Origin of the sequence: Saccharothrix obliqua, assembly GCF_019375475.1 — a bacterium.
Lineage (GTDB): Bacteria > Actinomycetota > Actinomycetes > Mycobacteriales > Pseudonocardiaceae > Actinosynnema > Actinosynnema obliqua.
The window spans coordinates 109,532-121,765 of the sequence record NZ_JAHXGQ010000014.1; the positions used below are offsets into that span (position 1 = coordinate 109,532).

At 73.0% G+C, this 12,234-nt stretch carries 13 protein-coding genes; 10 read left to right on the top strand and 3 right to left on the bottom strand.

The genetic code is table 11. The features are described from left to right. Positions 1 to 3 precede the first annotated feature (3 nt). From KZQ38_RS32295 to KZQ38_RS32320, 6 genes are all read left to right on the top strand, one after another. Positions 4 to 1,197: an acyl-CoA dehydrogenase family protein gene (locus KZQ38_RS32295; protein ID WP_308258697.1), complete on the top strand. Its 1,194-nt coding sequence runs from the start codon at positions 4 to 6 to the stop codon at positions 1,195 to 1,197. Then, positions 1,194 to 2,261, top strand: coding sequence for an HAD-IIIC family phosphatase (locus KZQ38_RS32300; protein ID WP_219447701.1), 1,068 nt, complete (start codon positions 1,194 to 1,196; stop codon positions 2,259 to 2,261). The genes KZQ38_RS32295 and KZQ38_RS32300 overlap by 4 nt, the downstream gene beginning before the upstream one ends. Then, entirely contained in the window at positions 2,258 to 3,001 is a 744-nt protein-coding gene (locus tag KZQ38_RS32305; protein ID WP_308258698.1) for a thioesterase II family protein, read from the top strand. The genes KZQ38_RS32300 and KZQ38_RS32305 overlap by 4 nt, the downstream gene beginning before the upstream one ends. Before the next feature lie 13 nt (positions 3,002 to 3,014). Then, complete coding sequence (locus KZQ38_RS32310; protein ID WP_219447703.1) at positions 3,015 to 3,563, top strand: ACT domain-containing protein; 549 nt, start codon at positions 3,015 to 3,017, stop codon at positions 3,561 to 3,563. Positions 3,564 to 3,573: 10 nt separating this feature from the next. Next, positions 3,574 to 4,764: a cytochrome P450 family protein gene (locus tag KZQ38_RS32315; RefSeq protein WP_219447705.1), complete on the top strand. Its 1,191-nt coding sequence runs from the start codon at positions 3,574 to 3,576 to the stop codon at positions 4,762 to 4,764. A gap of 458 nt (positions 4,765 to 5,222) precedes the next feature. After that, the gene (locus KZQ38_RS32320) at positions 5,223 to 5,996 is read left to right on the top strand and encodes a helix-turn-helix transcriptional regulator (protein ID WP_219447711.1); all 774 of its coding nucleotides are present in this window, start codon (positions 5,223 to 5,225) and stop codon (positions 5,994 to 5,996) included. Positions 5,997 to 6,051: 55 nt separating this feature from the next. On the opposite strand, the gene KZQ38_RS32325 is transcribed toward KZQ38_RS32320, so the two are convergent. Further along, positions 6,052 to 6,321 carry a phosphopantetheine-binding protein gene (locus KZQ38_RS32325; RefSeq protein WP_219447712.1) on the bottom strand — a complete coding sequence of 90 codons (270 nt, stop codon included), beginning with the start codon at positions 6,319 to 6,321 and terminating at the stop codon, positions 6,052 to 6,054. 255 nt (positions 6,322 to 6,576) lie between these two features. Here KZQ38_RS32325 and KZQ38_RS32330 point away from each other — a divergent pair, with 255 nt between their 5' ends. Genes KZQ38_RS32330 through KZQ38_RS32340 form a run of 3 tightly spaced genes read left to right on the top strand, consistent with a single transcriptional unit; the run spans position 6,577 to position 9,642 of the window. Further along, the gene (locus tag KZQ38_RS32330; protein ID WP_219447713.1) at positions 6,577 to 8,052 is read left to right on the top strand and encodes a tryptophan 7-halogenase; all 1,476 of its coding nucleotides are present in this window, start codon (positions 6,577 to 6,579) and stop codon (positions 8,050 to 8,052) included. Next, complete coding sequence (locus KZQ38_RS32335) at positions 8,049 to 9,038, top strand: Gfo/Idh/MocA family protein (protein ID WP_219447715.1); 990 nt, start codon at positions 8,049 to 8,051, stop codon at positions 9,036 to 9,038. Before KZQ38_RS32330 ends, KZQ38_RS32335 begins: the two co-directional genes overlap by 4 nt. Before the next feature lie 7 nt (positions 9,039 to 9,045). After that, the gene (locus tag KZQ38_RS32340) at positions 9,046 to 9,642 is read left to right on the top strand and encodes a dTDP-4-dehydrorhamnose 3,5-epimerase family protein (RefSeq protein WP_219447717.1); all 597 of its coding nucleotides are present in this window, start codon (positions 9,046 to 9,048) and stop codon (positions 9,640 to 9,642) included. A gap of 262 nt (positions 9,643 to 9,904) precedes the next feature. Here the strand turns inward: KZQ38_RS32340 and KZQ38_RS32345 are convergent, their stop codons facing one another. Further along, positions 9,905 to 10,339 (bottom strand): DUF6389 family protein, encoded by a 435-nt coding sequence (locus KZQ38_RS32345; protein WP_219447720.1) that lies wholly within the window; start codon positions 10,337 to 10,339, stop codon positions 9,905 to 9,907. Between the two features lie 125 nt (positions 10,340 to 10,464). Between KZQ38_RS32345 and KZQ38_RS32350 the strand changes: the two genes are divergently transcribed. Continuing rightward, positions 10,465 to 11,679, top strand: a complete 1,215-nt coding sequence (locus KZQ38_RS32350) for a TolB-like translocation protein (RefSeq protein ID WP_219447722.1) — start codon at positions 10,465 to 10,467, stop codon at positions 11,677 to 11,679. 68 nt (positions 11,680 to 11,747) lie between these two features. On the opposite strand, the gene KZQ38_RS32355 is transcribed toward KZQ38_RS32350, so the two are convergent. After that, the gene (locus KZQ38_RS32355) at positions 11,748 to 12,215 is read right to left on the bottom strand and encodes a GNAT family N-acetyltransferase (RefSeq protein WP_219447723.1); all 468 of its coding nucleotides are present in this window, start codon (positions 12,213 to 12,215) and stop codon (positions 11,748 to 11,750) included. Between the last annotated feature and the right edge of the window lie 19 nt (positions 12,216 to 12,234).

Consider the following 12,234-nt stretch of genomic DNA (forward strand, 5'->3'; position numbering starts at 1 on the left):
GCGGTGACGTTCGCGAGCACCGGGCTCGACCCGGACCAGCGGCTGGCGCGGGAGCGGTTCGCGGCGTTCGCCGACGAGCACCTCGTGCCGCACGCCGACGCGTGGGACGCGGCCGGCGAGTTGCCGCCCGCCGTGGTGGCGTTGCTGGCCGACCACGGCTACCTCGGCGCCGCCGTGCCGGTCGGGCACGGCGGCGAAGGACTGGACGAGATCAGCTTCGGGATGCTGTGCGAGGAGGTGGGCCGCGCGTGCTCGTCGGTGCGCAGCCTGCTCACCGTGCACAGCATGGTGTCGCACGCCGTGGCCAGGTGGGGCAGCCCGGGGCAGCGCGAGCGCTGGCTGCCCGAGCTGGCGACCGGCCGCGCGGTCGGCGCGTTCGCCCTCACCGAGCCGGGCGCGGGCAGCGACGCGGGCGCGATCACCACCCGCGCCGAGCGCGTGCCCGGCGGGTACGCGTTGACCGGGCACAAGCACTGGATCACCTGCGCGGGCATCGCGGGCGTCTTCCTGGTGTTCGCCAAGCTGGCCGGCGAGCCGACCGCGTTCCTGGTGGAGCGCGACCGGCCGGGGCTGTCCGTGACACCGCGCGGGGGTGCGCTGGGCACCCGCGCGTCGCACCTGGGCGACGTGCTGCTGGACGACTGCCGGGTGCCCGACGACGCGCGGGTGTCGCGGCCCGGTTTCGGGTTGACCGCGGTCGGCGCGAGCGCGTTGGAACTGGGCCGGTACAGCGTCGCCTGGGGTTGCGTCGGGCTGGTCGAGGCGTGCGCGGCGGCCTCGCTGGCACACGCGGACAGCCGCGAGCAGTTCGGCCGACCGCTGCGCGAGCACCAGCTCGTGCAGCGGATGCTCGCGGACATGGTCACCGCCGCCGCGGCGGCGCGGCTGCTGTGCCGCCAGGCGGGCCTGCTGCGGCAGGCGGGCGACCCGCGGTCCGTGCAGGCCACCTGGCTGGCCAAGTATTTCGCCGCGGGCGCCGCGATGCGTGCCGCCGACGACGCGGTGCAGGTGCACGGCGCGCGGGGCATCGGCGGCGACCACCCCGTGCAGCGCTACCTGAGGGACGCGAAGGTCATGGAGATCATCGAGGGCAGCACCCAGCTCCAGCAGATCACCATCGCCGAAGCCGCCTACATGTTCCGCGCCCGGTCCGAACCGGACCGGGCGCCCGGACGGCAGTGGAGTGTGACGACGTGACGACCCATCCCGCGCGCCCGCGCGCCCGAACCGTCAAGTGCGTGGTCTGGGACCTCGACCACACGCTGTGGGACGGGATCCTGCTGGAGGACGGCGAGGTGACGCCGCGACCCGAGGTCGTGGAGGTCATCCGGGAGCTGGACGGCCGCGGCGTGCTGCACTCCATCGCGAGCCGCAACGACCACGACGCGGCCACGGCGGCGCTGCGCCGGTTCGGGCTGCTGGACTACTTCCTGCACCCGCAGATCAACTGGGGCGCCAAGTCCGAGTCGGTGCGCGCGGTCGCCGAGGCGTTGAACATCGGGCTGGACGCGCTCGCGTTCGTCGACGACGACGAGTTCGAGCGGGCCGAGGTGGCGTTCGCCGTGCCCGAGGTGCTGTGCCTGGACGCCCGCGACCCGGGGCGGCTGACCGGGCTGTCGGAGCTGACGCCCGCCGTGGTCACCGAGGACGCCTCCCGGCGGCGTGAGATGTACCGCGCCGAGGAGCGCCGCCGGGAGGTGGAGGAGCGGTACACCGGCGCGCCCGCGGAGTTCCTGGCGACGCTGGACATGCGGTTGCGCATCGCGCCCGCCCAGGAGGGCGACCTGGCGCGGGCGCACGAGCTGACCGTGCGGACCAACCAGCTCAACACGACGGGCCGGACGTACTCCCGCGAGCAGCTCGACCGGCTGCGGCTGTCGGCGGACCACGAGCTGCTGGTGGCCCGGTTGGACGACCGGTTCGGGCCCTACGGCACGATCGGGCTCGCCCTGCTGGAGACCGGCGAGCGGGTGTGGACGGTCAAGCTGCTGCTGATGTCCTGCCGGGTGCTCTCGCGCGGTGTCGGCGGCGTGCTCATCACGCACCTGCGCCGGCTCGCGGAGCAGGCCGGGGTGCGGCTGCGCGCGGACTTCGTGCCGACCGACCGGAACCGGATGATGCGGGTGACCTACCGGATGAACGGCTTCCGCGAGGTCGACCGGGACGGCGACCAGGTGGTGCTGGAGGCCCGCCCGGACGACATCCCGCCCTTCCCGCCGTACCTGCGGGTGGAGGCGTCGTCGTGGCGGGAGGACGGGTGACGACCGCGTCGCCGGTGGGCGTCGTGGTCCACCGGCCGGTCGCCGACGCCGCCGTCCGGCTGGTGTGCTTCCCGTACGCGGGCGGCGGCAGCTCCGCCTACGCCGGGTGGCCCCGCCACCTCGACGGGCGGGTGGAGGTCGTCGCCGTCCAGCTCCCGGGCCGGGAGGCCCGCCTGATGCGCCCGGCGTTCACCGACCTGGACGCGCTGGTGCCCGCCGTGGGCGAGGCGCTGGAGCCGTACCGGGACCGGCCGCTGGCGTTCTTCGGGCACAGCATGGGCGCGTTGCTGGCGTTCGAGCTGGCCAGGTGGTCGCGTGCGCGTGGGCAGGACGGACCCGTCCGCCTGTTCGTGTCGGCCCGGCCCGCGCCGCACCTGCGTGCCACGCCGCCGCCGGGGCTGTCCGAGCCCGACGACGTGGTGCTCACCCGGCTCGCCCGGCTGGGCGGCACGCCGCCGGAGCTGCTGGCCGACCGGCGGCTGATGTCGTTGCTGCTGCCGACGCTGCGCGCGGACTTCGCGGTCGTGCGCGGCTACCGCTACCGGCCGGACCCGCCGCTGCCGTGCCCGGTCACCGCGTGCGGCGGCGTCGACGACCCGGAGGTGGGCCGGGCGGACCTCGCCGCGTGGGCCGGGCACACCGCCTCGTCGTTCGACCTGCGGATGTTCCCCGGCGGCCACTTCTACCTGCGGGACTCGGCCGCCGCGCTGCTGCGGGTGGTGCGCGAGTCCCTGACCTGACGGGAGGCGGGTGATGGCGGACGTCGCCGGGCCGCCGGGCGAGCGCGCGGTGTTCACCGACCTGACGCACGACCTGACCGGCACGGCGATCACGGTCCGCGCCGGCGGGCCGGCCGACGTGCCCGCGGCCCTGGCGGCGGCCGGCGTGACCGCCGACCTGCTCACCGCGTGGCCGTCCGGGTCCGGGTTCGAGACCCGCTTCGTGGTGCCCCGCGACCGGCTCGCCGCCGTGCTCGCCGCGCTGGCGGCGGCCGGTCGGCGGGACGTGCGGGTCGAGGATGTGGTCCGATTGGCGGTACACGGGATCGGCATCCGCGTCGAACCCGCGGTGGTGGCGCGGATCCGGTGGGTGTTGGGCGAGGCGGGCGTGGACGTCCTGGCGGTGTCGACGTCGAACCGGCGGATCACGGTGGCGTGCCCGGAACGGCAGCTCAACGCCGCTATTGGTGCGCTTCGGGGCACGTTCGCGACCGAATCGGGCGCTGGGACGCTTCGGGATGTCGAAGTCACTCGCGTCGAGCGGCGCACGACGGAAGATGCGGCGGCCCGCGTCGGCGAGTGACGATCCGAACATGCAACAAGATCTACAAAGCACCGAGTTCCTGTTCGCGGGTGCGTCGCAGCGGCACGCCGGCAACGCGCGGCTGCACGCCCGGGGCCCGGTGCACCAGGTCACCCTGCCCTCCGGCGGGGAGGCTTGGCTGGTCACCGGCTACGAGGCCGCCCGCCGCGCGCTGGCCGACCCGAGGTTGCGGGGTCGGACCGGCGCGGTGGGCGACCGCCGCCGGCTGTCGGCCGAGACCGACCTGGGCATGAACACGCACATGCTGAACCTGGAACCGCCCGACCACACCCGGCTCCGCCGGCTCGTGTCGGCGCCGTTCACCCACCACCGGACGGCCGCGCTGCGCGGGGACGTGCAGCGCATCACCGACCGGCTGCTGGACGACCTGGCCGACCGGGACGAGGTCGACCTGGTCGAGGAGTTCGCGCTGCCGCTGCCGATCCGGGTGCTCACCCGGCTGCTCGGCGTGCCGGCGGAGGACACCGACGCGTTCCACCGCTGGACGGCGCTGCTCACCGCCAGCGGCGTGCCGCTGGCCGAACTCGACGAGACCGCCCTGCGGATGCTCGCCTACGTGCGGGAACTGCTGGCGGAGAAGCGCCGCGCGCCCGGTGACGACCTGTTGTCGGAGTTGTGCGCGCTGCGTGACGGGCAGGACCGGCTCGAAGAGCACGAATTGACCTCCATGGTGTTCCTGCTGCTGATCGCGGGGCACGAGACCACGGTGAACCTGATCGGCAACGGGCTGCTCGCGGTGCTGTCGGACCCGGAGCTGGCGGCTCGGGCGCGGGAGGGGGAGGACGCCGTCGCCACCGTGGTGGAGGAGGTGCTGCGGCACGAGAGCCCGGTCCAGGCGGCCATGCGGATCAGCACCGAGGAGGTCGACCTGGCCGGGGTGACGATCCCGGCCGGTGCTGTGGTGATCGTCTCGCTGCTGGCCGCCAACCGCGACCCGGCCCGGTTCACCGGCGCCGACCGGTTCGACCCGGCCCGGCCCGACAACCAGCACCTCGCCTTCGGGCACGGGATCCACCACTGCCTCGGCGCGCCGCTGGCGCGGCTGGAGGGCCGGATCGCGCTGCACTCCCTGCTGACCCGCTTCCCGCGGCTGCGCCTGGCCCGGCCGCAGGAGGAGCCGGTGTGGCGGCGGAGCCTGATCATGCACGGCCTCGCCGGGTTACCCGCGCGCACCCGCTGACCGACCCCGCCACCGTCCACGCCGGCCCACGGGCCCGGCGTGGATTCCGCGCGCGGGTCGGCGGACGGGTGCGGCACGCGGCGCGGTCCGCACAGCGCAACCTCGGAGTTGTCGCCCGGAATCGCCGCGTGTGAGGCTGTGCAAGTCGCTGGGGTGACTTTTCAGAGTGCATCCGAAGTTATCTGCGGCTGCCCGGCGGAGGGGCCCCTCCGCCGGGCAGCCGGACCCCGGCTGCGCCGCGGGGGCGGTGTGGTCGGGGACGGTCGGGGAAATGAGGAAAAATGTTCACGATGGGTGCTGGGTGGGTTGACTCCATTTCGTTGTCCGGACGTCAGTGCTGGTAGGAGGGTGCAGGCAGTGGTCGGGGTCACTGCTGTTCGAATGATTCACGTCTGCGCGTCCAGGTGGAACCGAAAGGGGTTCTGGTGCTTCTAGCTATCCGCGATGCGATTTCTATGATGCATGAGCGATACCTCTACCCCATCACCATCAACGACATCTCGGCGGCTGTCTTCGTCAGTCCTTTCCACTTCTCGCGCACCTTCTCGAAATTCACCGGGGTGGCGCCGGGGAGGTACCTCACGGCGGTGCGGCTGTTCGAGGCCAAGCGCCTGCTGCTGACCACCGACCACACGGTGTCGAACATCGTGTGCAGCGTGGGGTACAGCAGCGTCGGCACCTTCACCAGCCGCTTCAGCCGGTCGGTCGGCATGACGCCGACCCAGTACCGCGACCCGCTGGTCGGCGACCTGCTCGTGTCGTGCGCGCCGCACTTCCAGCACCTCGCGCCGCTGGACGTGCTGCTGGCCGAGAGCGAGAGCTGGGCGGCCGAGCGGCAGGGCGGGGGAACGGTGTCGGGACGCCTGGAGCTGCCCGCGTCGGCCGGTGGCGGGCACGCCGTGGTCGGCCTGTTCGACGAGCTGATCCCGCAGCGCGGGCCGGTCGCGTTCACGGCCGTGCCGATCGGACCGGGCACGTCCGAGGTCGTGCTGGACAACGTGCCGCCCGGCCGCTGGTACGTGCTCGCCGCCGCCGAGCACGTCGACGGGCGCACCGGCGAGAAGAAGTTCGCGGTGGGCCACCGGCGCACCCCGATCAAGGTGGTCGACGGGGGTTCGGCCGCGTTCTCGGTCCCGCTGCGCGCGAGCCGGCCGACCGATCCGCCCATCGCGGTCACCCTGGCCCGCCAGTCGGACCTGGGTGCCCGGCGGACCCTGTGCACGGTGGCCTGACCGGTTGGTAGCGCGGTGGGTCGCCCGGGGGTGCGGGCGACCCACCGCGTCGCGTTCAGCGGTCGGCGAGCGACTCACGGGACAGCCGGGCGACGTGCTCGATGAACTGGTCCAGGCGCGGGTCCTCGAACAGCTCGCCGATGTCGACGACCACCCCCAGTTCCTCCTCGATCCGGTTCACGATCAGCACCGCGGTGATCGACTGGCCGTTCAGCTCGATGAACGTCGCGTCCTCGTACCCGCTGGGCACGTCCAGGACGTCGCGCCAGATCTCCTCGACCACCGCTACGACGGTCGTCCGGTCCGCCCGGCTCTGGTCGGTCATGCGTCGTCTTCCCCTCGGGTCGTGCGGTCGGTGGACCGTCCGGTGTGGACACTCGCGGCGCACCGGCCGCCGTGACGAGGATCGCGCCCGGACGCGCCCCGGCGCGTCTCTCCGAATGCGGCGAACGGGTGGCCGGGAGCAGCAGCGCAGGAGTAGCAGCGCCGGAACGCGGTGCCGGACAATGGAATCCGGAAGATCAGCGCGAGCGCGACCGCGTGTCGCCCGCGCGTTCCCCGGTGCACCAGAGGAGATGCCGTGAAGGACGAAGACCGGTACGACGTCGTCGTCGCGGGTGGTGGGCCCGGTGGCTCCACCGCGGCGGCGCTGATCCGGCAGCGCGGGCACCGCGTGCTGCTGCTGGAGAAGGAGCGCTTCCCGCGCTACCAGATCGGCGAGTCCCTGCTGCCCGCGACCGTGCACGGCATCGCGCACCTGCTGGGCGTCCAGGACGAGCTGAAGCGGGCCGGTTTCACGCACAAGCTCGGCGGCACCTTCAAGTGGGGCGTCAACCCCGAGCCGTGGACGTTCGAGTTCGCGGTGTCCCGGAAGATGGCGGGTCCGACGTCGTACGCCTACCAGGTCGAGCGGATGGAGTTCGACCGCATCCTGCTGGACAACGCGCGCAGGCTCGGCGTCGACGTGCGCGAGAACAGCCCCGTCACCGAGGTCCTGCGCAGCGACGACCGGGTCGTGGGCGTGCGGTACCGGGACGCCGACGGCGTCGTCCACGAGGTGGGCGCGAAGTACGTGGTGGACGCCACCGGCAACACCAGCAGGCTCTACGGCGCGACCGGGACGAAGCGCGAATACTCGCCGTTCTTCCGCAACCTGGCCCTGTTCGGGTACTTCGAGGGCGGTCGACGCCTCGACCCGCCGCTGTCGGGCAACATCCTCAGCGTCGCGTTCGAGCACGGCTGGTTCTGGTACATCCCGTTGCGCCCCAACCTGACCAGCGTGGGTGCCGTGGTCAGCCGCGAGTCGGCGGGCCTGGTGCAGGGCGACCCCGAGCGGGCGATGCGCGAGTTCATCGAGGCGTGCCCGCTGATCTCGGAGATGCTGACCGACGCGACCCGCGTCACCGAGGGGCCGTACGGGCAGCTGCGCGTGCGCAAGGACTGGTCGTACCTCAACACCCGCTTCTGGTCGCCGGGCATGGCCCTCGTCGGCGACGCCGCGTGCTTCGTCGACCCGGTGTTCTCCTCCGGCGTCCACCTGGCCACCTACGGCGCGCTGCTCGCCGCGCGGTCGATCAACTCGTGCCTGGCGGGCACGGTGGACGAGGAGAAGGCGTTCGGCGAGTTCGAGCGCCGGTACCGCAAGGAGTACGGGCTCTTCCACGAGTTCCTGGTCGGCTTCTACGACATGGAGCAGTCCGAGGACTCCTACTTCTGGCAGGCCCGGCGGCTGTCGAACCGCGACCAGACCGAGGTGGAGGCGTTCGTCGAGCTGGTCGGCGGCGTCGCCTCGGACGACATCGCCGACGGCGCCATGCTCAAGGCGCGGCTCACCTCGGGCGCGCGCAACATCAGCCGGATGCTGGACGACAGCACGGACGACCGGGTGATCGGCGCGAGCGCGGGTCAGCTCCTCGAACAGGGCACCGCGCTCCAGGCCCGCGCGCTGGTCGGCGCGAAGTCCCGCGAGGGGCGTGCCGTCGAGCCGGACGGGCTCGCGGCCTCGGAGGACGGCCTGAGCTGGGTACCGCAGGGCGGGACCGGCGAGGGGCGATGACCCGGATCCGGGTCGGCGTGCTCGGGTGCGCCGACATCGCGGCGCGGCGCACCGTGCCCGCGATGCGGCGCACACCGGGGCTGGAGGTGGTGGCGGTCGCGAGCCGGGACCCGGCCAGGGCCGAGCGGTTCGGCGCGCGCTTCGGCCTCCGGCCCGTGCCGGGGTACGAGCGGCTGCTCGCGGACGACGGCGTCGACGCCGTCTACGTGCCCCTGCCCGCCGTGCTGCACGCGGAGTGGGTCGAACGCGCGCTGCGCGCCGGGAAGCACGTGTTCGCCGAGAAGCCGCTGACCGACCGGTACGACCGGACCGCCGCGCTGGTCGACCTGGCCCGCGAGCGCGGGCTCGTGCTGATGGAGAACACCATGTTCCTCCACCACTCCCAGCACGAGGAGGTGCGGCGGCGGCTCGCCGACGGCCTGCTCGGCGAGTTGCGCGGCCTGTCGGCGGTGTTCACGATCCCGCCGAAACCCGCGGGCGACATGCGGTACCTGCCCGACGTGGGCGGCGGCGCGCTGCTGGACGTCGGCGTGTACCCGGTGCGGACCGCGCTGCACTTCCTCGGCCCGGACTGCGACGTGGTCGGCGCGGTGCTGCGGGACTCGCCGCGTGGCGCGACCCTGTCCGGCCACGTGCTGCTGGCGGCTCCCGGCGGTGTGGCCGCCGAGCTGTCGTTCGGCATGGAGCACCCCTACCGGTCCCGCTACGAGCTGACCGGCAGCCTCGGCCGGCTCCGGCTGGACCGGGCGTACACCCCGCCCGCCGACCACCGCCCCGTGCTGGAGCTGGACCCGGGCGACCGGGTGGTCCTCGCGCCGGACGACCAGTTCGCCGGCAGCACCGCCGCCTTCGCCCGCGCGGTGGTGGCGGGCAGCGCGCCCGCCGGGCACCTGGAGGGCGTGCTGCGGCAGGCGGCGCTGGTCGACCGGATCAACGCCGCCGCCCGGCGGGTGGTCATCGAACCCGATCCCGGAAGGACGTGGTGAGCCGATCGTGCGAATCACCGAGATGGCGGTCCCGGGTTGCTTCCGCCTCACGCCCGAGGTGTACCGCGACCAGCGGGGCCTGTTCTACGAGGCGTTCCGCCACGAACCGCTCGCGGAGGCGATCGGGCACCCGTTCACCGTCCGGCAGGCCAACTGCTCGGTGTCCCGCTACAACACCCTCCGCGGCATCCACGGCACCGTGTTGCCGCCCGGCCAGGAGAAGCTGGTGACCTGCGTGGACGGCGCCGTGCTGGACGTGGCGGTGGACATCCGCGTCGGCTCGCCGACGTTCGGCATGTTCGACGCGACGCGGCTGGAGGAGGGTTCCGGCGTGTCGGTGTACCTGGCCGACGGCATCGGGCACGCGTTCCTGGTGCTGACGCCGACCGCGCGAGTGCACTACCTGGTGTCGACCGAGTACGTGCCCGGCACGATGATCGACCTCGACGCCCTGGACCCGGACCTCGGCCTGCCCTGGGACACGCGGGAACCACCGATCAGGTCCGAGAAGGACACCACCGCGCCCACGCTCGCCGAAGCCGCGTCGGCCGGTCTGCTGCCGACCTACCAGGAGTGCCTGGACTTCGCGGCGGGTCTGGGCTGAGTGCGGGGTGTGCTTGGACTTCGCGGGTGGGTCTGGTCTGAGTGCGGGGTGTGTCTGGACGTCGCGGTGGGTTCGCGCTGAGCGCGGGGTGTGTCTGGACTTCGCGGGTGGGACTGGGCTGAGTGCGGGGTGGCCTGGACTTCGCGGCGGGATTGGCCTGAGTGCGGGGTGGCCTGGACTTCGCGGCGGGATTGGCCTGAGTGCCGGGCGTGCCTGGACGTCGCGGTGGGTTCGCGCTGAGCGCCGGAGGTGGTGCGGCCGGCTAGTCGGCCGTGAGCGGCCGGGGGAGGTCGGTTCCGAGACCGTCCGGTGAGTCGATCTCCCACCCGGTCGTCGTGCTGCCGCGCACGTGCTCGTCCCACACCGCGCCGAGCCAGTCGGCGACGGTGTCGACGAGCACGTCCTGGCCGGCGGACCGCGGCAGGAACGGCACGTCGGGCTCCCAGCCCTCCGCGCCGTGCACCACGCCGAACAGGTGGCGGTGGGCGTCGATGGGCTTGTTCAGCGCGAAGAAGTCGGGACCGTCGAACCGGGCCCAGACGTTGAAGGAGCCCTCCCCGTCCTGGTCGGTGAACACGTCGAGCACCACACCCCGCACGTCGTCGGTGACGGCGTCCGCGATGAACCGCAGCCGAGCGCCCACCTCCGCGGAGTGCGCGTCGAGAACCTGCCGGAGCCGCGAGCGGTAGTCGTCCACGGCACCAGCTTAAGGCCGCGCGTCCGATGTGGACGGCGTGGTGGCGGCCCGGTGAAGAGTTCCCCTTCGGGCAGCCGGAATTCTGCCACACTCTCGGTCATCGCCCGGCTACCGAGAGGATGGCTATGGGGAATTTGCGCAGGACAACGGCGTTGCTGGCGGCGGTCGCGGCAGTGCAGATCGGCGTCACGCCGGTGTCCGGGGCCGCTCCGCCGGCGGACACCAGGTTCACCCGGCTCGACACCGACGCGGCGGGGAATCCGGAGTCGGCCAGGGAGAGGATGTTCATCGACCTGTCCGGCAACGGCCGGTACGCGTTGTTCGCGGTGCGCACCAACAGCAACATGGTGCCCGAGCAGTACCGCACGAACCGCGAACTGGGGTACTTCCTGGTGCGCAAGGACGTGCGGGCCAGTGGCACCACCCTGGTGAGCCGGAAGGAGGACGGCAGCCCCCTGCGTGCCGACTGGCGGCACTCCGCGATCGGTTGGGACGGCACGACGTTCGCCTACTCCACCGGCGAGAGCGGCCTGGACCCGGCGGAGCGCGGCGCGTTGTTCCACCACGACCTGCGATCCGGTGTGCGGCGCATCGCGACCATGCCGGACCGGTGGTTCTACGAGACGGTCGACCTGTCGGCGGACGGCCGGTGGCTGACCTGGGCGGGTCTGGGCGAACGGGGGCACGACAACCTGATCCACCGCCACGACCTCGTCGGCAACCGGACCACCACGCTGCTCGCGTGCGACATCGACCCCGCGAGCTGCCGGCGGACGGGCGGAGCGGTCGTGTCCGACGACGGCGGCAAGCTGGTGTTCCACTACCAGGCCGACGACAGCGAGGCGTCGCGGCCGACGCTGCTGGACGCCACCACGGGCGAACTGCGCACCCTGCCGGCCGGTGGCTCCTACCGGATCAGCGGTGACGGCGCCTGGCTCTTCTACGTGACCCGGGCGGACAACTACCGCTTCCAGCTCCACCGGGTCTCCACCGCGCCCGGCAGCACCCCCGTGACGTTGCGGACGTGGGCGGAGGACAGCCAGACCTGGACCGCGAGGGTGGTGTCCGCCAACCGCTCCGGCAGCGTGATCGGCCACGACCGGCTCGGCCGTGCCCAGGACGCGTTCGCCGACTCCCACGCCTTCGTGCTCGACCAGTCGACCGGCGCCGAGATCACCCTGCCCGAGCCGCGACCGGGCACCGCGTTCGTCACCTCGCCCACCGTCAGCGGCGATTCCCGGCTGGTGGTGGTGGAGGAGCGCTGCCCGTGGCAGACCCACTGCGGTCCGACCGGTGTCTACGCGATCTCCCTCGACGGCCTGCTGCCCGGACGGGGCTGACCCGGTCCACCGAGGACGGTCCGAAAGGGATGGCCCCGCGCGGTGACGTCCCTTTCGGACCGCGCGGTTCAGCGCTTCCCGAGCTGGTAGGTCATGTCGGGTTCGTTCTCCTCGTTGCGCGTGCCGTCGTCGTGGTCGACCGCGACGAAACCGTGGTGCTCGTAGAACGCGCGCGCGGCGGTGTTGCGCTGGAAGACCCGCAGCCGCAACGCGTTCGGCGCGGCGTCGACCGCGATCCGGAGCAGTCGGCTGCCGATGCCCCGGCGGCACGCGTCCGGGTGGAGGTACAGGTGGTCGAGTTCGGAGCCGTCGAGCGCGCTGAACCCGACCACCTCCGCACCGTCGACGGCCACCCACACCGTGCTGTGCGCCAGGACGACGTCCCTGATCCAGGCCGCGGTCGCCGCGTCGGAGTGCAGGCGGGGCAGGTAGGGCATCGCGGCGGCGCGGGAGGCGAGGAACACCGCCGTCACGGCTTCCGCGTCCGCCCGGGTGGCGCGGCGGATCGAGATCCGCGTTGTCGTCACGGGGTCCACCGGGCCGAGGGTAGTCGGT